Source organism: Candidatus Vicinibacter affinis (assembly GCA_016714365.1).
Classification (GTDB): domain Bacteria; phylum Bacteroidota; class Bacteroidia; order Chitinophagales; family Saprospiraceae; genus Vicinibacter; species Vicinibacter affinis.
In genome coordinates this window covers 130,936-154,742 of the sequence record JADJNH010000005.1, presented here as the reverse complement: position 1 = coordinate 154,742, position 23,807 = coordinate 130,936, and the positions used below count along the sequence as shown (strand labels likewise).

Sequence of the window (23,807 nt, the reverse complement as noted above, 5' to 3'; positions counted from 1 at the left end):
TATTTTTTTTTAAATGAGCTGCAAAGATATTATTCTCTGTAAAAAGAAGCTAAATTTATCCAAAGTCAATGCAATTTAACATCATATTCAAAATGACGTCGGGTCAATTAAAGAGAAAAATGGTACTTATCAATCTATGTATTCAATAATCTGGAGAAACCTCAAATAAAAACTTAACTCGATAACTGTATTTCTTACCGATTGCTCGACTCCTGGCGAGGTTGTATTGGTGCGAGGATCATAATAACGCACACCTTGTGGAACGAAAATTTGTCTCGAAATATCAGGTGCAATGTGAACCTCCAAACCACTCCGAACGAATTTGCTCATAAAAAATTCGGTACCTATCCTTAACGACACCCCATAATTCCACCGCTGTACAAAATCCTTGTATTCCTGATAAAACTCAAATTTAGTCTTTATGGTATATTCACCTCTCAGGCCGAGACCGTAAAAGGCATTCAATTTTCCTTTCCGGAAAAACTTTTTCATTCCCAATTCCAGTACAGCATTGTGAAAATGCATTCCAAATGTGGAGCCGGGGAAAATATTACCATTTACGTCAATAAATTGATTAATCCTTAAAGCAGAACCTTTCAGATGATAGCCTAATTGACCATACAGAACATTCCCCGATTCAGATTCTGAATCAGCAAATGCATCTACATGATAGACAAACAAAGGCGCACGATCACTTCCAGACCAGCGTTGAAGTCCTAAGCCTGGTCCAGCTTTTACACCATAACCATTGGCCTGACTATACAAGTTCATCAATATTAAAAACGATCCTAAAAATAGATTGACTTTTTTCACCATACAAAGTTAATCGTTTAGTGTTTATGGAATTTTTTTTTCCAAATACTTGTTTATGTGTTTTTAATTTAAACAAACTCATAAATGAACTTAAATGATTTACTAAGTCAGCATCTCCCTGACGAATTGTTGGCACAAATGGCAGGAAAAGTTGGAATTCAAGATCCTAACATAGGGGTAGCAGCATCCAAAAGTATTATCAATACCTTAATGCAGGGTCTGATGAACAACAGTTCCAGTGAATCCGGAGCAGAGGGTCTTTTAGGAGCTATAGATAGGGATCACAATGGAAGTATTTTGGATGATGTATTGGGCTTTTTAGGTAATTCAGGCCAAAGTGGATCGGATCAAATGACGAATTCTGCCGGAATCTTGGGCCATATATTGGGTTTTAAGCAGCAAAATGTCACCAATGGTGTCAGTAAGGTTTTCGGAATGGATACTTCAACTGTGATCAGCCTTATGTCAATGCTTGCGCCTGTGGTCATGGGATTAATTGGTAAGGCAAGGGCAAACAATCAAGTTGACCAAACCAACATCCAACAAGTTTTGGGGACAACGGTCCATCAACAAACCGAGCAAAATTCGGGACTCGGGATTTTTGGTAAATTGTTGGATACAGACGGGGATGGCAACATCTCTGACGATCTTCTTCAAATGGGAATGAAATTCCTTTTGAAAAGATAATGATTCAATCAATCAGACGTTTGGATTATATCTGAACATTTAGAATATATTTCCGTTTTTTCGTTTTGAAATGGAATCCTCAAGACCCCTTGAACCACCAAGGGGTCTTTTTAATAATTGATTTAAAATAAAAAACCGGAGGATACATTTATCCTCCGGTTTTTACAGTAGTAGGTAAAATATATAAATCTTTAGAACAATTGAAGGATGGTTACTTCAATACGGTCATTAATTTGTCTTCCCTCATAGGTCTTGTTATCTCCAACAGGGTACTTAGAGCCAAAACCTCTTACTTCAATTCTTTCCGGTTGAACTCCTACAGAAACCAACTGACTCTTAATATACTCTACCCTGGCTTGGGTAATTTTTTCATCTTGCTTCTGGTTTCCGTTGTTATCCAGGTAAGATTCCATCTTAATTCTTAATTTAGGAAAAAGCAACATAATTCTTCCCAAATCATCTATTTCGAGTCTAGATTTTTCTTTCAGTTTGGCAGACCGACCCTCCCACCTCAGATCAATAAACTTAAATTGTTCACCATAATCGTAAATGCCGTTTTTGATAAACGTTGTCATTTGTTCCCCAATATTACCTTCTACCATGGGTGGTTCAGCCAATTTTTGAAGTGCAGACTTTGTCTCTTCACTCAATGGAGTAGTGTACATAAATGAACTGTCAGCCAAATTTGACGGAATTGTCTTGCCGGCGGATTTTGAAGCTCCATCGTTTTGCCGGCATTGGAAAATGACCATCAATGTGAAAGCTAAGATTACCTGAATGGCACCTGCTCTAGTAATGATCAATGTAGTTAATTTATTCATGGTCTTAAAGATGATGGATAAACGATTATGCATGATATTATGTTTTGTAAAGTAAGCTAAATTAACAAAATATTAAAATATTAGTCATGATATTTTAATATTACCGAATAATATTCTGGCTGAAGTTAAAAAAATTCAATTCATCAGCAAATATAATAAAATTATGTAATATATAATTAATTGTATTAATATAGGATATATCCCAATTATCCGAAGTGGTGTTTTTTCAAATCCCGGTAAATTTTATTTAAAAATTTGACTTATCTTCGATTTCTATTAGAAGACAACCTATGAGAGAGCCGCTATTTTTGAATTGGCCGGAGAAGAGTATTTTGTTAAATTACCTCGAAAGTACTCAAGCCTCAGTAGAATTAACACATCAGATTGAGGAGTTGGTGATAGAATTATGTGACTCTGGAGACCAATTATTTAATTCGTTCAACAGTCGTATTGCATACCTGTACCAAAAAAGAAAAATTGACAAAAGTCTTTATCATTTGCTTTTTTCTTATCGAGAGAAGTTTAACGATGTTGATTTTCACACTTATGATTCGTTGAATCGAATGGGTGTTAAAGCCTTGCTTGAATTAATTTGTAAATTGAAAGGTTCATCAATACCACAAAACCTTGAGGTATTTACGGATTATGAATTAAAGGAGGATTTGCGAATTTTAAATGGAGGACAAGGATCTTATAGAGTAAGCCTTCACCAATTGGATTCAGAAAAACTTTATATAAGTCTTGAGGCGCTGGGTTTTCAAATGTTGGAATTGCCTGTTAATACAATAGATCCACAATATCTGGAGCAGATCAGGAAAGCTCGAGATATTGCGGGATTTCCAATACCGGCTTATGTAAACCAATTCGAGAATGTTCATGGATTTTGGACTTTTAACCATATCGTGGTATTTCCGGATTACCTTGTGGATGTAACTTCTATTGCAGAATGTTATTCAGAAAATAATTCCTCACCACTCAAGCATTTTTTTAACCTTTTTCAAGCCAGATTGGCTACAAAATATATTTTAATCGGAACCACCGTAAATGAATTTTTAGATGAACTTATTTTAAATCCATCTTTGAATTATGAACAATTGTACACCGCTGTATTTAATAAATATCCTTTGCCCTTATCACTCTTGGAAGATTCAGATTTTAAGGACTATGAGAAAGCAACCAAAGATCATTTTGATAACCTCCAAAAAATTGTTCATTCGCGGTTTGACGGAACATATGGTAAGTCTGACGTGGTCCATTTAGAGCCAAGTTTTTATTCAGACATTTATGGTATTCAAGGACGTTTGGATGTCTTGTTGGAAACACCAGGAGGGGTAAGAAAGATAATTGAATTAAAGAGTGGCAAACCTTTCAGGGCAGATTCCAATGGAATCAACACCAACCACAAGGGGCAAGCATTTCTATATGATCTATTAATTCAATCGGTCTACAAAGAAAATCGGAATAATCAATGTTATATCTTATATTCTTCACAAACAAACAATAGTTTACGGCAGTCTATCCCGGATGTTAAATCCAAAAAGGATTTGTTATTGCTGCGAAATTCGATTGTTCTGCTTCATTACCATTTGGCTTTTTCAAATCCTTGCGACAACAGCTTTCTTGACAGGGTAAAAATGAAAATGATCTCATCACTTGATAGTTTTGTTAGAAGGGATGCAGAAAATTGGATAAAGGCATTTGGTGAATTAGATGAACTGGAAAAAAAATATTTTAAACACTATACGTATTTTATTGCTCGAGAGCAATTAATAGCCAAGACAGGCTATAGTGGGCTTACTCAAACAGCAGGACTGGCTTCATTATGGTTATTTAGCAGAGAAGAAAAGGAACTTCAGTTTAGCATACTCGCAGATCTAGTAATAAAAGAGGTCCTCCTCACCGATAATGATGCTCCGGTGATTTCATTGGAAAATAAGTTTGGAAAAAATTTAATGACCAGTTTTAGGTCAGGAGACACTTTGGTTTTTTACCCAGAATTTATTGACCGACAAGGAATATTGTCTCATCAGGTGTATAAGTGCACATTGGTTGGACTGAGTCATTCAGAATGTATAATCCGTTTAAGAGGAAGACAATTTGATGCAACGTCATTGCCTCCAAATACGGCTTGGAATCTTGAGCCTGATTCGTTGGATAGATCCTATTTACATCAATACGAAAACCTGTATGAGTTTGCACGAGCACCTAAAATATATAGAGATAAGATATTAGGGCGCATTCCTCCAATCACAAAAACCCATCAGAATTTCGAATTTACTAATTTAAATTCAAATATTTCAGAGCTTGTCAAAAAAATACTATCTGCTCAAGATTACTTTTTGTTGTGGGGACCTCCCGGATCTGGTAAGACAAGTATTTTAATAAAAAGCCTGGTCGAAGCATTGATTAATCAAACAGCTGAAAGAATTTTACTCCTGGCATATACAAACAGAGCGGTCGATGAGATTTGTGAGGCAATCGAATCGATTGGATTGGAAACAAGATTTGATTTTGTCAGAATAGGCTCAAGATATGCCATTCAAGATAAGTTTCAGAAAAATTTACTTGATTTCCGATTAAGGGATATTCCAAAAAGAGAAAACATCAAAGAATATGTAGAATCAAAAAGAATTTATACGGCAACCATTGCTTCAATTCAGGGCAAAAAGGAATTGTTTCAGTTGACTAATTTTGATACGGTAATTATTGATGAAGCTTCACAGATTTTGGAGCCAAATTTGGTTGGCTTATTATCAAAATTCAGAAGATTTATTTTAATAGGTGATCATTTGCAACTTCCTGCTGTAAGTGCACAACCAGAAGCTTCAACTTTTGTCAAAGATCTTGACTTGAAAGAAATGGGAATTAAAAAGTTGAGTGATTCATTTTTTGAACGGATGTTTTATCAATGTAAAAAAAATGAATGGACCCATGCTTATGACATGCTAGCAAAACAAGGAAGAATGCATCAGCATATTATGAAATTGCCGTCCAGATTATTTTATAATCAGAAACTTGAATTAATGTTTGATGACCCTAACTCACGACAAACATTGGAATTAAAAAATAAATTTTATAATGTAAAATCTAAATTGGAGGAAGTACTCACTTCAGAGAGGACCATTTATATTCCTTCCAAAAACAATGAAGATACTCAATTTGCAAAGACTCATGATTATGAGGCAGAAAAAATAAGTTATCTTATAAGAGTACTTTATCAGGTTTATACTAAAAATAATATTCCATGGGATGAGCAAACTTGCGGGATCATTACACCATTCAGGGCTCAGATTTCAAATATCAAAAAGTATCTGGCATTTGAAGGATTACAAGATCTCCCTATAAAGGTTGATACTGTAGAGCGCTATCAGGGTAGTGCAAGAGATATTATTATTTATTCTTGTTGTGTACACAGCATAAGACAGCTTATGCAATTGAGTAATGAGTCTGAAGAAGGACTTGACAAAAGACTAAATGTAACACTAACCAGAGCCAGGGAGCAAATAATTGTCTTTGGAGATCTAAGTGTACTTTCTGGATCAGTAATTTATTCGACACTGATCAAAGAATATTACAATCTGGAATTAGAAGCACCTCTAAATTAAAATAATTACCTAAATTTTAAATTATTACCTGATCCCGATTTGTTTATGGGTTTGAAGACTTAAACGCCATTTTGGATTTTCCAAACAGTATCTTATTGCTTTCTGAATATTGTCTATGGCATTAATTCCATCCATAGGTTGAATAAAGAAATGTTGAAAATCCAAATATTGAAAATCTTCAGGCAGAAGGTTTTGCTGCGGGAAGACAAATTTTAATTCATCGCCTGTTTTGACCAGGATTTTAGTATTGGGTTTTGGACTTAAACAAACCCAATCTACTCCATTCGGGACATTATAGGTGCCATTGGTTTCTATTGCAATTTCAAAATTGAATTTTTTTATTTCCCTAATAAGCTCTTCATCCAATTGCAACAAAGGTTCTCCTCCGGTGCAGACAACATAAGGTTTAGCGACACCTTGGTCAGGCCACAAATCACTTATTTTTTTAGCCAATCCCTGCGCCGATTTGTATTTACCTCCATAGGTACCATCTACACCTACAAAATCAGTATCACAAAAATTGCAAATGGCCTTTTCTCTGTCTTCTTCTCTTCCACTCCAAAGATTGCAACCAGAAAATCTTAGAAAAACTGCTGCTCTACCGGCTTGCGCACCTTCTCCTTGAAGTGTATAAAATATTTCTTTTACAGCATATGTTTTCATGGTGCATTTTACATGATTAAAATATATTTGTAATTATTTAAGTAATCGCTTTTCTAATGAATTTAAATGGACCATCATAGAAGAGGTAATACATTAATTCTAAATTCCTTAAAATTCATTGCGTGATAACTTAATGAAGAATCTTGTAAAGAAAGTTCATTCAATATTTTGTTTCCAAATCCAACAAAAGTCACCCCACGCCTCTCTGACATCTTAAAGTCTGAGATGCTGTCTCCTATTAAAACGGATTGTGAAAATAAAAGTTCTGGAAATTGTTGTTTTGCCTGATCTAACATTCCTGGTTTTGGTTTACGACATTGACAGGAGTCTGAGACAAGGTGCGGGCAATGATAAATGGCACTTATAGAAACATCATATTCTTCAAAAGTCATTATCATTTTTTGATGGATCTTATTTAAGTCAGATTCAGACATCAGCCCTTTTCCAATTCCTTGTTGATTGGTGACAATAAAGATATGTTTAAATTCTTTTGCTATGATTGGTAGCTCTTTTAAAATATCTCCAAGAAAATTGAATTCCAGTTCATTTCTTACATAATCATTTTCTTTAAGTACATTGATTACACCATCTCTATCGAGAAATAAAAATTTATCTTTTTTGATTGTACTTAACTGTTCCGGCAGGAATGTTTGTGCCTTTTCATAATCACTTGGAATTCCAATGTCCAGAAAAGGAACATCCTGAACCATTCCAAAAATATTTTCAGTTGTTGTATATTTTTGAAGTATTTCTGTTTCAAATGAGAATATTTCTGGTAATTCAAATTCTAATATCCATTTTCTATCAATTAGATATATTCCTCCATTGATAAGCCCATATGGGGAATACTTTTTTTCAAGAAATTGAACAATTTTATGCTGATCATCCATCATGACGGTTCCATACCGGTCAGGCTCAACTATTGGTTTCAGCGCAATGCAAATACCGGATTTATTTTTCTGATAAAATTTGTAAAAGCTGTCAAATGAAATAGGGTAAAAGGTGTCCGCATTCAAAATGAAAACTTGATCCGAAGTACATTTTCCTAACGAGTAAATAATGGCACCACCGGTTCCTAAAGGTTTACTTTCTACACAAAATTCGCAATTAAGATGTGGAAATTTTGTTTTAATATACGATTCAACCATATCACTTTTGTAACCTAAGGAAAAAATGAATTTATCCATTTTTTCAGTTACCAAATGTTGAATTAGGTAATCAATAAAGGGTTTTCCGCCTACAGGTGCCAAACATTTGGGCATACCTGGAATCAAATGTTGAAGCCGCGTTCCAAATCCTCCAGCCAGTACAATGCATTCTCTCAATCAAAATGAATTAAAGATTAAAATACATATCTTCCACTATCTGACAAATGATATGTCCTATAAGAATATGACATTCCTGAATGCGTGGCGTGTCATCAGAGGGAGCTGCAATATTGATCTCACAAATGTCTTTCATGATACCACCTTTATTTCCAGTGAGTCCGATAGTTGCCATACCGATTTTTGTTGCTTCCTCAAGAGCAAGGATAATATTTTTGGAATTTCCAGAGGTACTGATTCCAATCAATACATCATTTGGTTTGCCTATTCCATTTATAAGACGAGAATACACAACATCGTAACTATAGTCATTAGCTACTGCAGTCAGGTAGGAAGTGTTGGTATGCAGAGCTTCAGCTGGAAGGGCTTTTCGGTCTTGATAGAATCTACCTGAAAATTCTGCTGCCAAGTGTTGTGCGTCCGCCGCACTACCTCCATTTCCACAAAAATAAATTCGGCCTCCATTTTGAAGTGCGTGAAGTATTTTATGAGATGCAGCCATTATTTTGGTTAATGTCTTTTCATCTTCCAGCAAATTTTGCTTGACACTAATGGAATTGGAAATGATATTCTTAATTCTATTCATTCTTTTAATTGCTTTTCCAGCTTCTTACACCTTGTGAAGTAAATTGATATTTCATGAAGTAACCTCCAAAATCAGCAAGTCTTTCCATTACGCGGTATTTAGTGTTGAGTGGGCAGTAGAAAAACATAAAGCCCCCTCCACCTGCACCGGAAATCTTTCCACCACTGGCTCCAGCCTCTTTTGCTGCATGATAAATGGCATCTAGATTTGAGTTAGAGATGTTATCTGCCATTTTCTTCTTTTGTTCAAATCCATAGTCAAGAATTTCTCCAATCATATGCAGTTTACCTTTTAACAATGCATCTTTCATCATCTTACTTTGTTCTTTCAGATGATGCATAGCTTCAATTGAGGATGTTTTCTTTTCTGTAACATTTTGTTGTTGTGCGGCAATAATTTCTGAAGAACTACGGCTGGTTGCTGTGAAGTACAAAACAATGTTGTGTTCCAGTTCATCCAGATAATCTTGGCGAATTCTTAATGGATTTACTATTACCTGATCTTCTTTATTAAATTCCATAAAATTAACCCCACCAAAAGTGGCTGCATATTGATCTTGTTTTCCTCCAGCTAATCCAAGGTCTATACGCTCTATTTCATAAGCCAAGTGAGCAAGGTCGTAATCACCAAAAGGCAAATTAAGCATTTCAGCAAAGGCCTTAATCATCGAAACCATCAAAGTAGATGACGTTCCAAGACCGCTCCCTGGAGGAACATCCATAGAAGTTGTAAGTCTAAGACCTCTGGCGTCTAATGACCCATTTTGGAGTAGCTTGTTGTACAAACCACATTGTAGGTTAAGTCCTGTATTTACAGGAATGGGGACTCCGGCCGGAAACTTAAGCGATTTATTTTGGTCAATGGACTTGAACTCTATAATTGGCTCTTCCAAAAGTTCAAGACTTGAATGTGCAAATAATGAAACTGTTGCATTTAGGATTGCACCACCGAAGAGATCGCTGTAAGGACTGACATCAGTCCCTCCACCGGCTAAACCAAGTCTAAAAGGGGCTTTACTTCTCCAAATCATTTTGCAAACTTAAAATACTTGAGACTAAAGCAGACCAACTCAGTTTCTTTTTTTCTTCGAGCAAACCTTCCAGAAAATATCCATCGGAAAATTCAAAGAAGTGTTTAATAGCCAAAGCAATATCATTTGGATTGGGTTCACAAACAAGCCCCACTTTTTCATGGGGTACCAAACGGGGTAAAGCTCCAACATTTGTGACAATCATGGGTTTTTCAAAGTGGTATGCTAATGGGGTGACTCCGCTTTGTGTTGCATTCTTATAAGGTTGGACCACAACATCACATGCAGATAAGTAATATTTAACTTCACTGTCTGGAATAAAGTGGGTGTGCAGGATAATCTTGTTTTCCAAATTCAATTCAGTTATTAATTTTAGATAGGGCTGTGCATCTTCGTAAAATTCACCTGCCACGACCAATTTAATATCAGAATTAGATAACATTGGTTCAGCAAAGGCCCTTATTAATAAATCCAAGCCTTTATATTTTCGAATAAACCCAAAGAACAATACAATTTTGGCCGATTTTGAAATTTTAAGAAAATCCCTGGCAATGGAAACATCTATTTTATCTCCAAAATTATCATAAAGAGGATGGTCTACGATCTTGGATTTAGCTTCAGGCCTGAAGCGGAGTAAATCGGTATTTACTTTTTCACTCATGGTAATAAAAGCATGAGGTTTTTCTAGAAAATATCGTGAGAACCATACATCACCTGGTCTTTTTTCATGCGGGATTACATTGTCAACTATACAGATTATTTTAGAAAAGTTATTTGTCTTCAATATTTTAAGTATGGTTCCAAGGCAAGGTCCCATAAAAGGCAGCCAGTATCTGACGATAACCAAATTTGGTTTTTTCTTACTTAGAATTTTACCAATTTTAAACCAGTTAAGTGGATTAACCGAATTGATGCAAACATTTATTTTCAAATCATTGGGTGCGGGTTCATCCGAATATTGGGTAGTTCCGGGAAATAAAAAACCAGGGTATTGCAAAGAGAAAGTAAAAATTTCAGCTTCCCAACCAGCTTGCATAAATGCCCTTGTAAGCCTTTCATCAAAGGAGGCCAAACCGCCTCTTAATGGGTGTGCAGGCCCTATGATGACAACGGAAGACATGTTAGCCTAAAGTTTTGGTGATCAGATAATGGTTCCGTTCGCTGGAATTCCTGGATATTAATTCGGCAATGAAGCCTGTCAGAAATAGTTGGGAACCTATTACCATCATGACCAGACTCATGTAGAATGCGGGACGACCGGCCATGCCATAGACATTGTATGCGTATTTGGTGAATATCAAATAACAGACAAAGCACAAGCCCATAAAAAAGAAGCTCAAGCCCAAGGATCCAAAGAAATGCATGGGCCTTTTTCCAAATCTACCAATAAAAAGTATGGTTGCCAGATCTAAAAATCCATTTAGGAATCGACTCATTCCAAATTTGGAATGACCGTATTTACGAGGTTGGTGAATAACTACTTTTTCTCCTACTTTTCTGAAACCTGCCCATTTAGCTATTACGGGTATATATCGGTGCATTTCTCCAAAGACTTCGATACTTTTAATGACCTCTTTGCGGTATGCTTTAAGTCCACAGTTCATGTCATGTAACTTGACACCACTCATCCAACCCGTAACCCAATTATAAACTTTGGAAGGAATATTTTTGGTAATGGCGTTGTCATATCTTTTCTTTTTCCAGCCCGATACAAGATCAAAACCCTCTTCCTTTATCATGCGGAATAATTCAGGAATTTCTTCTGGAGAGTCTTGCAAATCGGCATCTAATGTTATTACAACCTCTCCTACGCAAGCATGAAATGCAGTATTTAAAGCAGCTGACTTTCCATAATTTCTGCGGAATTTTATAGCTTTTACGATCTCCGGCTGGGCAACATGAAGAGCTTCCATCACCGACCAGGTTTTGTCTGTGCTGCCATCATCAACAAACCAAATTTCAAACTTTAACCCAATGGGGTCAAGAACCGCACGGATCCAACGCAACAGCTCAGGAAGAGACTCTTCCTCATTGTAGGCTGGAATAACGATGGAAATGTCCATAGACTTTGATTTCAGGTCACAAAGATAAACAGTATCCTAATATATTAAAAAATATTTATATATAAAATCGTGTTAGATAAAGATCAAAAGCATTATTTGACAATCTTCACATTATTTTAACGGCTATTCTAAAACCCTTGGTCTATTTTTGGAGTCTAATTAGTAAAATAACAAATGAAAAATTTAATATTGGTTTTTGGCATATTTCTAGTTTTCGGGTTTTCATCCTGTGATGCACAATTTGGGAAGCTGCTTAAACAGGTAGGACTGGAAGAGTTAAATACAGATGAGATAGCCGCTGGTTTGAAAGAAGCATTGAGCAAAGGAACCTCTAAGGGTAGTGACCAGCTTTCAGTAAAAGATGGTTTTTATAAAAGTATTTACAAGATCTTATTACCTCCTGAAGCCAAAGCCGTTACAGATAAATTAAGGGTTATTCCTGGATTTGATAAAGTGGAAGAAAATATGTTGGAGAAAATTAATAGGGCAGCTGAAGATGCTGCGGTTAAGGCAAAGCCAATTTTCCTTTCCGCTATAAAGCAAATGACTATAAAAGATGCCTGGAACATCCTTAAAGGGGAAGACAATGCCGCAACTCAATACCTCATGCGCACCACACAAACTGCATTATACGCTGAGTTTAAACCGGTAATCACTGAGTCTCTCAATAAATTTGGTGCCTTAGATTATTGGTCCTCTGCAGTTAATAAATACAATCAGATTCCTTTAGTGAAAAAAGCAAATCCAGATGTGGCAGATCATGTAACGAACAAAGCCCTTGAAGGATTATTCAAAAAAATCGCAGAAGAGGAAAATGACATACGCCATAATTTTGCTTCGCGTACCACTGATTTACTGAAAAAAGTTTTTGCAAAACAGGATAAATAAACCCCTGCGTTATTTTGGGTCTTAATCGATGATTACAATGTAATTATTGACAGGATATTATTGGATAAAAACAATCTTTGGTTTAACTCTTTTTTCTCCATAATTTGAAGTCGGGATCAAAGTGTACCATCCAGTTGGAAAATGAGGAATCAATGCCACAGAAAGATTCGATGCAACACATTTTCCTGAAAAGTCAAATAAGGAAAATTCAAGACCATCAAGAAAATCTAAATCAGTTCTCATTAATTCACTAAGAATGGTGGAATATTTATTTTTCTTTTCGAATTTTGTATGGGTGCCAATTTTTTTCTCGTAACAACCAATGTCAAAATCCTGCCATTGTGGTCTTGCATTACCAATTAAATCATCTTTGACATCATTGTATACTGAAGAGCTCCCGGAATTAATGGCTAATGACATTTCCTGAAGTTCAAAATTCTGCTGATTTATATTTTTAAAAACGGTATTTAAATCAGAGGGCACCAAGATGGAATGTGTGTCATTTCCAAGAGATTGCCAAAATTTAAGATTTTTACTACAACCATCACTTTCTTCACAGAATTTATCACTTACCAGATTGTAATCACTTAGTATCTTTTCCTGTAAGTAAATTCCTTTATCCAGAGCAATTGCTCCTTTCCAGGGGTGTAGATTAACAAGTATGTTATTAGTTATGAGTATGTTTTTTGCATCGTCTACAATATGAATACACCATCGTCCATCTACCGGAACCAAAATAGTGTTGTTGAATATTTTAACATCTGAACAGCCTTTTGAGGCATCCCCATGAAAAAGAGTGATGCCGGAACCTTCATGATTGTTGTAAATTAAATTGTTTGCAATCAAAGCTCTATCCAATCCCTGAAAATTCAAACCCGCAGCCTTTCTATTTTCAAATACAATATTATGTGTACAAATGATATCTTCACTATACCCCGGAGTTCCACTGCTTACATCAGGATTGATTTGAATGCCACTTGCTTTATTGTAACTGGATGAATTGTACCGAATGAGAACTCTGTCACTGTTGTTGGATACATAAATTCCGTGTTCTCCGTGAGATCTCGTACAAATGTTGTGTTCTATCGTAATATCATCTGTGTATCCTGTAAAAATTCCCCTGAAGCAACTATCACATTCATTGTTCAGAATCTTTATGTTATTCGCCAGGACCGCACGGATTCCTTCTTTAAGCATTCCATGGATCTTAAATCCAATTATATGAACAAAGTCGTTGTTCTCAATATTGATTCCATTATTTCGATAAAATCCTGAGGTAATCCATACCTTTTTTCCCAAGGCAAAGTAAACAATAGGATTTCCTTGAGACCCACTATTTTTATCTCTGTGGTCGAAACCACTGTAATAACCATCCAGTACCAAAACACTGTCACCCGCTCTCACAATGTTCGTTGCAGTTTGAATTGTTTTGAATGCAGTATTTGGTGTCAGACCATTATTTGAATCTGCACCCAAAGGAGAGATGTAATAGTTTCTCGAACTGCTTGTTTGTAAAAAAATTAGAAAAGAGCTTACTGTTAAAAGCAATTGGTAAATATTTCTCAAGCTCATCTTGGATAATTTTTATTTGGGAAATTATTGAAAGGTAGATTGCAAATTTGTATAAAATGTTAAAACTAATTTGTAAATAGTTTGATAATTATATTTAATCAGTAATTGCCAATTTAGCAATTGTATAAAATATTTTTAAAAATCCAAACCCAGTGAAAGATGCGGTAACGGTTTGCTAAAACCAAATCGATCTACCGGCCAGGCATAATCAAATCGAAGAAAATATCCAAATAATGAAGAACGAAGCCCAATTCCCATTCCTGATATAATGGGATCTCTTTTATATATGACATCCACAATTACTGCCGGATTCTGCGCTCTTATTTTAAATTCTTCTGCTTCCTTTATATTTGGGATCAGGCCGTTCCAACTGAATCCGATATCTGTGAAGCCTATTAATTGAAGATTTCTCAGAAAGCTGTTTTTCCAGTTTTGATTGAGAATATATTGAAAAAAAGGTATTCTAATTTCGGTACTGAGAACGGCAGCAGACGAACCCTTTCTTGCTCCAAGCGGATGTCCTCTCACTTCGGTGACTTGTTGAGAAAAAGCAAAATCCTGATCTGTAATGGAAACAGATTCTGTACTGTATTTTGGAATCAACCAATTTTCAGTACCTCCAAGATGGTTTAGTAATCTTTGCTTTCCAAAGGAAGCATTTAGATAAAGTCGATTAGCAAACACAGAATGTCTTAGTACAGGTAGGTGATATCGTGCATCCATACCGGCAATTAGCAACATACCCGCAAGAGGCTTTAAATTAAGACCACCATCCAGGCTAGTATTTATTCTTTTGACTCCTTCAAAAAATAGCTTGATTTGATAGCCTTGCTTTAAATTTAAGGATAAGTCTAAAGCATCGTCGAAAACATATTCCAATCTTGTACCGATACTTTGAATATTTCTACCCAGACTATCAAGACTTTTAATGTCTGAAGAAAGCAAAAATTGGTGATCATTTCTAAAAGTATTGTTTAATCTTAAACTCTGATATGGATCCAGTGCATATTTTAACTGGTAGTTGAGAAGAAAAGTATTAGTAGCCAGTCTCCATGAATTTAAATTTCCATTCGGAATGTTCTCACGATCTGATTTGCGATAAATGCCAAAAATATGGTCCCATCTTTTTTTATTATTCTCTAATAATGCATAAGCTTCAGAGCCAATAAAATCAGTAGGAATTCTTATTCCACCTTCAAGATGATAGTTTTCAAAAACTTCTTTCACCCTGATTTTAAACAGCAATCCAATATTAGGAGGGTTAAAGTCTGGGTTAAAACCAGAATAGGTATTTAGGCCACCAAAGAGTAGGTCATTGTTCAGATCCGCTGAGATTTCTTCAATTCCGAATCTTTTTCGATAAGCAATTGATAAATTTGGATTAAATTTTATAATCTCTGAAATTTTTGTTTCATTCAGATTTTGTATGTTTAAACCATTGTCTTCATAATTAATTTTTTTCCTGTCAAATTCATTAAACAAAACCTCCTTTACACCTTGTGGGTCACCAAATTTTGAAACAAAATAGGAAAAGGTTGAGTTATGTTTTGCTTCATGAATTGATTCTGTAAATTCAATTTCATTTCCTTTAATTTTAGGGGATGTTATTTCTGAAATGAGTGCTGCTGATTTTAATTTTTGATCCAATGTACTTAAAGTATAAACATATTTGTTTTTGTATTTTTTATAAATCATCAACAGATTATTGTTGTCTTTTTTTACAGCAATTTTAAATAATTGATCATCGCTTAAGTCATAATTGTTTAAATTCTTTTGGAAATAATAGACATTTTTAGATTGTAGTTTAGATTGGATGACAAATTCATTTTCATTTAAATGAGTAAACTGTTGTATTGAACCAAAATTGAGACTTTGCGCTTCTAAATGTAATATTGTTGGTTCTTTTGGATTCAAACTAAAAAGATGAAATTTATCTAAAGGCAAAAGGCTATCCAATTCATTTACCTTAGAGTTGGTATCGGGTCTGTTGGATTGAAAAATGAGTTTTGTTTGGTCTTTATTTTTTATCAATTGTATATGAAGGTCGTCATAAATATCATCTGTCAGTTTTCTGTACGATCTGGAAGGAAGATTGTATAAAAAGATATCTGAGAAACTATTGTTAGTACCAGAGAATATGAGATTGTTGCGATCTAAAAATGCAGCGTCATAGATTTCATGAATGTCTTCAGGAAGGACAGTATTTGTTTTTTCTCCGGTTCTTGTTTGTATTAAAATCAGATGAAGTCTATTTCTCTTTTCATTGATAATGAGCTGGATACCATTATCTTCGTCTTCCAAATATATTGGATAAATCTTGTCCGGAAGATTTATTTTGTTCCGGTGACCCGATTTGTAGATGGTTTTTAATTTATTGTTTTCTTCATTGAGCAATCTGATTCTTTTGCGGTTATTCTGGTTAGTTGCAAGATAGTAGGAATGATGTAATTGACTGTAACCGGAATATATTATGTGTTCCTCTTTTTTAAGTTTTAATTTAAAGTGTTGTTCTTTTTTCTGATTTAAAGTTTGAAGTTCTCTGGAATAGTATTTTTTCCATTGGTCAAATAGATTTTTTAAGTCTTGTTGAAAGACCAGCTTAGTTGCTTGATTTAAGTCTTTTTGAATACGAGTCATGTACAACCAATTGGAAATTGATTTTTCACCAAATTGAATATTGATAAAATTCCAAAATGACTTACCCGCAAGACTTGGGTTGCGATTGTAAAAACGCTGAAAGGAAGATTGGTGATGCCAAGCCTGGTCCATTTCGAAAATATCATCTTCATGCCAACCCTCCCCAAGATATCCGATTAAACCTGATTCAAACCATCCTGGAAGTTTCAATGAAATTACTTTTTGAACAACCTCTTGCAGACTGGTTCCGGAAAACATGGAATTGAAATATAATTGGATAATTCCTTTACGCAATAAGCTCAGACATTGTTCGTGATTGCCATTAAAATAGAGGAGTATTTTCTGGTCATTTATTTTAGGTTCAAGATCCCAAGTTTGCGGAGTAAAAGAATTTTGGAGGTCAAGGTTCGTTTGATGAAGATCAGATAAATCAGAAAAAATAACCAATTCTATTTTGTCTTTGGGATGATACTCAAAAAGACTTCGGATTTTTTGGTTCTCATTTTCCGCAAGGTTGATGTAGAACTGAGCTAAATTTCTACTTTTGCCATACCAATAATAGACTATATTGTTGGTTTCATAAATCCACCAATCCTGTAAATCATCGTTGTATTGAACTTTATTTTTGCCAAAGACCTCCCTTGCATGCTGAGCTTTCAGGCTTTGCATCACTAAGAAGAGGCTAAGAATGGTAAAAAATACTAAACGATTCAGACAGAATTCCATTAATTTGCTAAAAGTATAACGAAATATGGAATTACACTGTTTTACGGTCAATCCTTTTTATCAGAATACCTACTTGTTTTGGGAAGATCCGGAGCGGGCGGTTATTGTAGACCCAGGGTTTTATACTTCCACTGAGAGAGTGGAATTTCAAAACTTTCTAAGTTCGCATGGACTGAAGTTAAGCGAAGTTATCCTCACGCACGCACACATAGATCATATATTCGGATTGGAGTTTATGTTTAAGGAATTTGGACTGAAGCCCCGAATGAATAGAAACGAAATGATGACTTACAGTATGGCTGTTCAAGTCTCCCAAATGTATGGCCTTGAGGTATTTAAATATCCTGAAGTAGGCGATTGGATTGACGAAGGCAGCAAACAAAATTTTGGAGGGGTTGAGTTTGATGTCTATTTTACACCAGGTCACAGTCCCGGTAGTTTAAGTTTTCATTCATCAAAAGACCAACTTTTATTAAGCGGCGATGTACTTTTTGAAGGTAGTATTGGAAGGACCGATTTACCCGGAGGGGATCATGGCACCTTAATTCGATCCATTAAGGAAAAATTGCTACCATTGCCTCATCAAACCAAGGTTTATTCAGGTCATGGGGGCATCACTACGATTGGCCAGGAAAAATTAACCAACCCATTTTTATAAATTTAACACCAGAGGATATGATTTGGAAGATATTAAAGCGCCTCTTTTTTCTATTTGATCCAGAGAAAGCACATTATTTATCAATGGATCTTTTAGCACTGGGGATGAAAATTCCGGGAATTTCATATCTTTTGAAAAAGTCATTTGAATTTGAACACCCCCAACTGAAGAGGCAAGTTGATGGGCTGGTTTACATGAATCCGGTTGGTCTGGCTGCCGGATTTGACAAGGATGGCCGATGGTTAAATTTACTTCAGGATCTTGGTTTCGGTTCGATTGAAGTGGGTACAGTAACACCTTTGCCGCAGGAGGGAAATCCCAAGCCAAGGTTGTTCAGGTTGGTGAAGGATGAGTCTATAATTAATAGAATGGGATTCAACAATGAAGGGGTTGAAAAGCTTGTTGAAAGATTAAAAAAATTCAAGGAGACTAAAAATGTTATCATTGGAGGAAATATCGGCAAGAACAAAGCAACTCCTAATGAAAAGGCAGTGGAGGATTACCTTATCTGTTTCCGGACCTTATTTGATCATGTGGATTATTTTGTAGTAAATGTATCTTCCCCTAATACTGCAAATCTTCGCAGCTTACAGGAGCGGGAACCGCTTTTACATTTACTGAGCACTGTCCAAAAGGAAAATCTTAGCCATTCAAAACCTAAACCCATCTATCTTAAAATTGCGCCCGACCTCAGTCAAGAGGCTGTAGAAGAAATTATTCAAGTAGTAAAAGAAACAGGAATTAATGGTCTTGTTTTGTGCAATACGACCATAAGGAGACCGGAATATTTAAAAGAAACAGAGCTCTTAAAGGAGACCGGTGGTCTGAGTGGTAAAGCGGTAAGGCCATTTACAGACGAAGTTCTCCAGTGGGTGAAGGCAGAAAAATCCTTTACCATTATTGCTGTCGGAGGAATTCTCGATCCCGAAGATGGGATTAACAAGGTCAAACAAGGGGCAGATTTGATTCAAATTTATTCAGGTATGATTTATAAGGGCCCTTGGATGGTTAGAAAAATTAAAGAAGGTCTGCTTAAGGGACAATAATCCACAGATAATTTGTTTTTTCGTTTATTTAAGCACTCATTTCACTGAAAATGAGTCAAAATGAAGAATTATTTAAATTCTCCTTAATTTTTTATTTAGATTTACACATACTAAACGAAAACTAACCTTTAAATTTTTGTTATGAAATTATTATGCGGATCCGTTACAAAATCGGCTATTAGAAATGAAAGTCTAATTTTTATAGTAATTCTAATTTTCATCTTCCAAGGGGGTTGTACAAGGAGTAAGCTTTGTCAATTGTATGAAGAATCTAATAATAAAGGACATTGTACCCAAATTATCACCGAAAAATACCCATCAGAACCTTTAGAACCAAATTATCATTTTATCTCTTACAAGTGTAATCAAATAATACTTGATAAAACTCATCCCAATGCATCCAATCTCAGAAAATATTTAATAGATAATTGCTTTGAAAAAAAGGATTCATGTGCTTGTGGAACAAGCCCTTTTGAGTTATGGGAGTTTCAAACCGTAGACCCTATAGATGTAGGCACAGTAGTTAAAAGTGCTCCAAGAGGAGAAATCATCGGGGACAGGTCAGAAAATGGTCTGCTTTTAAACATTGTTTTTGATGTTTCAAATCCAAAGCCTACAACTCCGGCAGAAAAAAAAGATACATTTAGAACAATAAGTAATTGTCCTAATCCTTCCGATACAGGCATTAAAATAGCTATAATTGACACTGGTGTAGATCCCACTCCAGACCCTACCCGTAATTTATTGTTGAGGAAAAACTGGCTGCCATACAACGACTCTAGTTGTTTCAGTAATCAAAACAGATTAGGTCTTCGAATATTTACACAGTATAATCAATCCCGGATGCCTATTATTAATGAACCCGAGGATAAAGTTGGGCATGGAACTTCAGTAAATGGCGTAGCTGTGGGTGCATCAAATCACAACTTTGGAATAATGGCACCTCTCAGATTTGTTAATGTCGGGATTTTTGAAAACGGTTCTAACCAGGGAGATTTATTTCATGCTTTTTGTGGAATAAATTATGCATTAGAACAACATCCTGATATCATAAATATAAGTTGGGGTTTTAAATTTAATAGAGATGGCGATTTGAAATCAATGGATTCTTCAATATCATATGCATTCAACAATTTTTTCAGAAATGCGAGTAGGCAAAATATTATGATTGTTGCTGGAATTGGAAATGATGCTAGCTTAATTAGTAACAATGTAAGATTTTATCCTGCGTGTTTGGCAGCCGAACACAACAATGTAATTTCGGTAGGGGCTATTGATAGTAATTCCACGGATATAGCTTTATTTTCGAATTATTGCGACGCTTCAGATAAATCTGTAACATTGTTTACACATGGTGAAAATATTGTTGCAGCATTTCCTGAAAATTTACAACGAGAATATGTAACCGGAGCAGCCTATCAAAGTGGCACTTCATTCGCTGTTCCTCTGATTAGTCGTTTGATAGCAGTTATAAAATTCAATCATCCACAAATTCCAAATAGTAATATAAAAATGTATTTAGAAAGCAGTGCAATTATGGGAAGTAGTCAAGTTCGGAGAAATGTTAGCTATAAAAAGCTGGATATAAATTCAATTTTAAACCTTAATATTTGCAATATTCCTTAATTATCAAATTACAATACATTTTTAAAAGTAATCCTTATTTATTTAACAATCTGCTTGTCAACCATGTTGCTTGAATGAGATTATTTTTTTTTATATTTATTTTGTTCTTCATAAATTGTGAAGTTAAAAATGGATCTCACCATAATGATGATGTTCAATATCCGAAAGAATGTGATCTCAATGAACTATTTTACACCAAGGATTCATTGAATAAATATGGAGTCTTGAATGATTCAATTTGGATAGCTTTGGCAAACAAATTTCTTAATCAAGACTGCCATTATAAATGCGATTCAGTTTTAATTGAATTTGCTAATAATTTTCATAAGCTTGGCGCAAAGTTTTTTTTAACACAAACCCAACAATCAAGGATATTTCACCAGGCAGCACTTAAATTGCGAAAGGATTTTTTCAAAGACTCTGTTCATTTAGATGTATTGAGATCATTAATTAATATTGGGAGTACTTATGTTTTAGAGGAAAATTATTTGGAAGCATTAAAGTATTTTGATTCAGCAGACGTTATAGATAAGCAATTCGAAGTCTTTCCTTACATATATACCAAGATTAGGAAAGGATTTGCTTATATGAACATGCATGAATTTGATAATTCTTTGCATTGCCTGAACGAAGCGCTAAATAGAGTAGTTGACATAACAAGTGATACAATTCTTAATAATTCAGATGCCTGGGCCAAGAGTAGCAGATATATATATGACCTCATGGCTACAAGATGTGATTTGTATATTGCAATGAAGCAATTTTCAAAAGCAATACAATCTGCAGAATATGGAATAAATTTGGTGCGTAAGTTTGGTCCGTCTTCAGACAGTTTAAATCAATTGGGTTATCTATACAATAGTATAGGGAATGCTTTCCAGGATTCTGTAAAAATGGTAAAATTTCCAGATCACCATGAGAGATTGGATATTTATGCAGAATCATTTTATTCAAAGGCAAGAGAATATTTTGATAGTTCGGGTAATGATCAAGCTTTAATGACTTGTATCGGAAATTTGGCTGCATTGTATGAAAGAATGGGGAAATACAAGCACTCGCAGTTAATAAATGAAGAAGGTATCGAACTTTATAAATCCTTAAATGATCCATTATTAAAAAATCAACTAAAGATATTTTATATTAATCATGGCACGGCATTGGCCCGACAAAACTTATTTCAGGAAGCAATGAATTCCTATTCTTCAGCTTTACACATTATTAGTAACTCAAGGCCATTGAATAAAGATTTACCCAGAATAAATGAATTTTACAAAGACTGTGAATCTAGTTTAGTATTATTGGCAAGCATTGGGAGAGTTCAACTTCAATTAGCTAAAGGTGATACAAAATTTGTAGTTCAAGCAAATGCAAGTTATGATAGCTTAGCACACCTTATTAATTTTATTAGAGCAAATTTAATTAATGATTACTCAAAGATAAGGCTTGCTGAAAAATCCAGACAATGGTTACCAGATGCTTTTCAAGACATAAAAGAACTTTATACACTTACAGGCGATCAATTGTATATTGACAGGGCATTCCAATTGGTAGAACAAGCCAAAGCATTTTCTCTGATTGAAGCGTCCAGATTGAATAATGCAAAAGATCAATTACCTATTGCTTTACAGAGCAAAAAAGAAGAATTGTTGATCTTGCAGCAAAAGGCCTTATACAATGATTCTATTGTTGGATTGGTGGAAAGGAAACAAAGAGAATTTATCAGTGAATTAAAACTGAAAGCACCCTCCTATTTCGCCATAAAGTATAAGGGTGTGGATATTTCAATTCAGGATATTCAGCAAAATTTGTTGGAAAAGGATCAGGCTTTGTTGGAGTATTTTATACAGGATTCACTGGTCAACATTTTTTTAATCAGTAAAAGTCATTTTATTTTTGATACCGTGCAAATCTTAAAGAGTGAATTAGAAAGGCACATAAGTTCATTTAGAAAAAGTATAAATCCTGTAAATGAGGAAGGAATAACTGATCCGAAGTTGGTTAGAGAATTTTGTTTGACTTCCAACCAACTTTATGAGATTTTAATTGGACATATTAAAATAAAATATGGATTGCCTGAGCGGCTGATTATTATACCTGATGGGATTTTAAATAATCTTTCATTTGATGCCTTACTGTCTAAGATTTCAAATGATGGAAGTAATTTGCCATTACAAGCGAAAGAAGGCAATTTTCTCATACAACATCATGCTTTAAGTTATTGCTTTTCAGCTAGTATGTTACAGGAGATGAGCAGGCAACGAGGGAAAATAAAGTTAAAGCCTATGCTTGCAATTTTAGCTCCTCAATTTCATTCTGAGTCAAAAGTTTTACCCTACTTAAGCTACCAGGATGATGAAGTGACCGGAATTCAGGCAGCTTATGACCGAACTTTTAAGGATAAAACTAGTTCAAAGGAAAGTTTTATTTTGGCTACTGAAAAGTATGCTTATTTACATATTTCAACTCATGGATTTGTAGCAGACGACCCAGACCAAAGTTTTATTTCCTTTTCTCAATTTTCACCAAAGCCGGATTCCAGTCAATTTATGTTTTTAAAAGAATTGTACAATTATCCTATGAACCAGGAACTCATTACACTAACCGCATGTGAAACTGCCTTGGGTCAACTTCGGGAGGGTGAGGGGAATATCAGCCTGGCAAGGGGTTTTGCCTACAGTGGAGTAAAATCTTTTATAACGACGCTGTGGAAGATCAATACTCATGGAGCCTATACCATTATTCCAGGTTTCTACCATCACTTTTTTAATCAAACACAACCAAAAGATGTCGCACTTGCCACCAGCAAAAGGGAGTTTCTTGCTGCAGGCAAGAGTGTATATCCGGAAAACTGGGCTGGATTAATACTTATTGGTAGTTCGGAAAGAGCAATCCAATCATCTGAATCCAATTATTGGATGACGGGATTAATTGTTTTGGTTTTATTTGCCGGATTGATTTATTATTTTAAAAGATTGAAGTGACTTAAAATTGAAGAGAACTTTGCTAATAAGTACCAAAATGAATTTAGTAAAATTTAGCAGGATTTAGCTAAATTTTATTA

At 35.0% G+C, this 23,807-nt stretch carries 17 protein-coding genes; 7 read left to right on the top strand and 10 right to left on the bottom strand.

Features of this window, described 5'->3' with window-relative positions:
* Positions 1-129: 129 nt before the first annotated feature.
* Complete coding sequence (locus IPJ53_00975) at positions 130-816, bottom strand: hypothetical protein (GenBank protein MBK7797661.1); 687 nt, start codon at positions 814-816, stop codon at positions 130-132.
* 81 nt (positions 817-897) lie between these two features.
* On the opposite strand from IPJ53_00975, the gene IPJ53_00970 reads away from it, so the two are divergent.
* Positions 898-1,500, top strand: a complete 603-nt coding sequence (locus IPJ53_00970) for a DUF937 domain-containing protein (protein ID MBK7797660.1) — start codon at positions 898-900, stop codon at positions 1,498-1,500.
* A gap of 191 nt (positions 1,501-1,691) precedes the next feature.
* Here the strand turns inward: IPJ53_00970 and IPJ53_00965 are convergent, their stop codons facing one another.
* Positions 1,692-2,354, bottom strand: coding sequence for an OmpA family protein (locus IPJ53_00965; protein ID MBK7797659.1), 663 nt, complete (start codon positions 2,352-2,354; stop codon positions 1,692-1,694).
* A 257-nt stretch (positions 2,355-2,611) separates the two neighbouring features.
* Between IPJ53_00965 and IPJ53_00960 the strand changes: the two genes are divergently transcribed.
* Positions 2,612-5,926, top strand: a complete 3,315-nt coding sequence (locus tag IPJ53_00960; protein ID MBK7797658.1) for an AAA family ATPase — start codon at positions 2,612-2,614, stop codon at positions 5,924-5,926.
* Positions 5,927-5,950: 24 nt separating this feature from the next.
* On the opposite strand, the gene queE is transcribed toward IPJ53_00960, so the two are convergent.
* The 6 genes from queE to IPJ53_00930 form a co-directional block, all read right to left on the bottom strand.
* Positions 5,951-6,589 (bottom strand): 7-carboxy-7-deazaguanine synthase, encoded by a 639-nt coding sequence (gene queE / locus IPJ53_00955; protein MBK7797657.1) that lies wholly within the window; start codon positions 6,587-6,589, stop codon positions 5,951-5,953.
* A 74-nt stretch (positions 6,590-6,663) separates the two neighbouring features.
* On the bottom strand, positions 6,664-7,914 hold the full coding sequence (locus tag IPJ53_00950) for an HAD-IIIA family hydrolase (protein ID MBK7797656.1): 1,251 nt from the start codon (positions 7,912-7,914) through the stop codon (positions 6,664-6,666).
* Between the two features lie 10 nt (positions 7,915-7,924).
* On the bottom strand, positions 7,925-8,509 hold the full coding sequence (locus IPJ53_00945; protein MBK7797655.1) for a D-sedoheptulose 7-phosphate isomerase: 585 nt from the start codon (positions 8,507-8,509) through the stop codon (positions 7,925-7,927).
* Positions 8,505-9,530 carry a dehydrogenase gene (locus tag IPJ53_00940; GenBank protein ID MBK7797654.1) on the bottom strand — a complete coding sequence of 342 codons (1,026 nt, stop codon included), beginning with the start codon at positions 9,528-9,530 and terminating at the stop codon, positions 8,505-8,507. The genes IPJ53_00945 and IPJ53_00940 overlap by 5 nt, the downstream gene beginning before the upstream one ends.
* On the bottom strand, positions 9,514-10,650 hold the full coding sequence (locus IPJ53_00935; GenBank protein ID MBK7797653.1) for a glycosyltransferase: 1,137 nt from the start codon (positions 10,648-10,650) through the stop codon (positions 9,514-9,516). The genes IPJ53_00940 and IPJ53_00935 overlap by 17 nt, the downstream gene beginning before the upstream one ends.
* 1 nt (position 10,651) lies before the next feature.
* Entirely contained in the window at positions 10,652-11,593 is a 942-nt protein-coding gene (locus IPJ53_00930) for a glycosyltransferase family 2 protein (protein MBK7797652.1), read from the bottom strand.
* 174 nt (positions 11,594-11,767) lie between these two features.
* On the opposite strand from IPJ53_00930, the gene IPJ53_00925 reads away from it, so the two are divergent.
* Positions 11,768-12,481, top strand: coding sequence for a DUF4197 domain-containing protein (locus IPJ53_00925; GenBank protein MBK7797651.1), 714 nt, complete (start codon positions 11,768-11,770; stop codon positions 12,479-12,481).
* A gap of 57 nt (positions 12,482-12,538) precedes the next feature.
* Here IPJ53_00925 and IPJ53_00920 read toward each other — a convergent pair whose 3' ends face one another.
* Together IPJ53_00920 and IPJ53_00915 are read right to left on the bottom strand one after the other, a co-directional pair.
* Positions 12,539-14,053, bottom strand: a complete 1,515-nt coding sequence (locus IPJ53_00920; protein MBK7797650.1) for a right-handed parallel beta-helix repeat-containing protein — start codon at positions 14,051-14,053, stop codon at positions 12,539-12,541.
* A gap of 135 nt (positions 14,054-14,188) precedes the next feature.
* Positions 14,189-17,416: a hypothetical protein gene (locus IPJ53_00915; protein MBK7797649.1), complete on the bottom strand. Its 3,228-nt coding sequence runs from the start codon at positions 17,414-17,416 to the stop codon at positions 14,189-14,191.
* A gap of 25 nt (positions 17,417-17,441) precedes the next feature.
* Here IPJ53_00915 and IPJ53_00910 point away from each other — a divergent pair, with 25 nt between their 5' ends.
* The 4 genes from IPJ53_00910 to IPJ53_00895 all read left to right on the top strand — a co-directional run bounded on the left by IPJ53_00910 (position 17,442) and on the right by IPJ53_00895 (position 23,727).
* Complete coding sequence (locus tag IPJ53_00910) at positions 17,442-18,074, top strand: MBL fold metallo-hydrolase (protein MBK7797648.1); 633 nt, start codon at positions 17,442-17,444, stop codon at positions 18,072-18,074.
* A 20-nt stretch (positions 18,075-18,094) separates the two neighbouring features.
* On the top strand, positions 18,095-19,120 hold the full coding sequence (locus IPJ53_00905; protein MBK7797647.1) for a quinone-dependent dihydroorotate dehydrogenase: 1,026 nt from the start codon (positions 18,095-18,097) through the stop codon (positions 19,118-19,120).
* 141 nt (positions 19,121-19,261) lie between these two features.
* Positions 19,262-20,746, top strand: coding sequence for a S8 family serine peptidase (locus tag IPJ53_00900; protein MBK7797646.1), 1,485 nt, complete (start codon positions 19,262-19,264; stop codon positions 20,744-20,746).
* 74 nt (positions 20,747-20,820) lie between these two features.
* Positions 20,821-23,727 carry a CHAT domain-containing protein gene (locus IPJ53_00895; GenBank protein ID MBK7797645.1) on the top strand — a complete coding sequence of 969 codons (2,907 nt, stop codon included), beginning with the start codon at positions 20,821-20,823 and terminating at the stop codon, positions 23,725-23,727.
* Positions 23,728-23,807: the final 80 nt, after the last annotated feature.

Coding starts and splice junctions, on each gene's coding strand:
- queE (MBK7797657.1), bottom strand. CDS start 6,589: ATGAAAACATATGCTGTAAAAGAAATATTTTATACACTTCAAGGAGAA.
- IPJ53_00930 (MBK7797652.1), bottom strand. CDS start 11,593: ATGGACATTTCCATCGTTATTCCAGCCTACAATGAGGAAGAGTCTCTT.
- IPJ53_00940 (MBK7797654.1), bottom strand. CDS start 9,530: ATGATTTGGAGAAGTAAAGCCCCTTTTAGACTTGGTTTAGCCGGTGGA.
- IPJ53_00935 (MBK7797653.1), bottom strand. CDS start 10,650: ATGTCTTCCGTTGTCATCATAGGGCCTGCACACCCATTAAGAGGCGGT.
- IPJ53_00920 (MBK7797650.1), bottom strand. CDS start 14,053: ATGAGCTTGAGAAATATTTACCAATTGCTTTTAACAGTAAGCTCTTTT.
- IPJ53_00975 (MBK7797661.1), bottom strand. CDS start 816: ATGGTGAAAAAAGTCAATCTATTTTTAGGATCGTTTTTAATATTGATG.
- IPJ53_00915 (MBK7797649.1), bottom strand. CDS start 17,416: ATGGAATTCTGTCTGAATCGTTTAGTATTTTTTACCATTCTTAGCCTC.
- IPJ53_00895 (MBK7797645.1), top strand. CDS start 20,821: ATGAGATTATTTTTTTTTATATTTATTTTGTTCTTCATAAATTGTGAA.
- IPJ53_00970 (MBK7797660.1), top strand. CDS start 898: ATGAACTTAAATGATTTACTAAGTCAGCATCTCCCTGACGAATTGTTG.
- IPJ53_00960 (MBK7797658.1), top strand. CDS start 2,612: ATGAGAGAGCCGCTATTTTTGAATTGGCCGGAGAAGAGTATTTTGTTA.
- IPJ53_00965 (MBK7797659.1), bottom strand. CDS start 2,354: ATGCATAATCGTTTATCCATCATCTTTAAGACCATGAATAAATTAACT.
- IPJ53_00925 (MBK7797651.1), top strand. CDS start 11,768: ATGAAAAATTTAATATTGGTTTTTGGCATATTTCTAGTTTTCGGGTTT.
- IPJ53_00900 (MBK7797646.1), top strand. CDS start 19,262: ATGAAATTATTATGCGGATCCGTTACAAAATCGGCTATTAGAAATGAA.
- IPJ53_00910 (MBK7797648.1), top strand. CDS start 17,442: ATGGAATTACACTGTTTTACGGTCAATCCTTTTTATCAGAATACCTAC.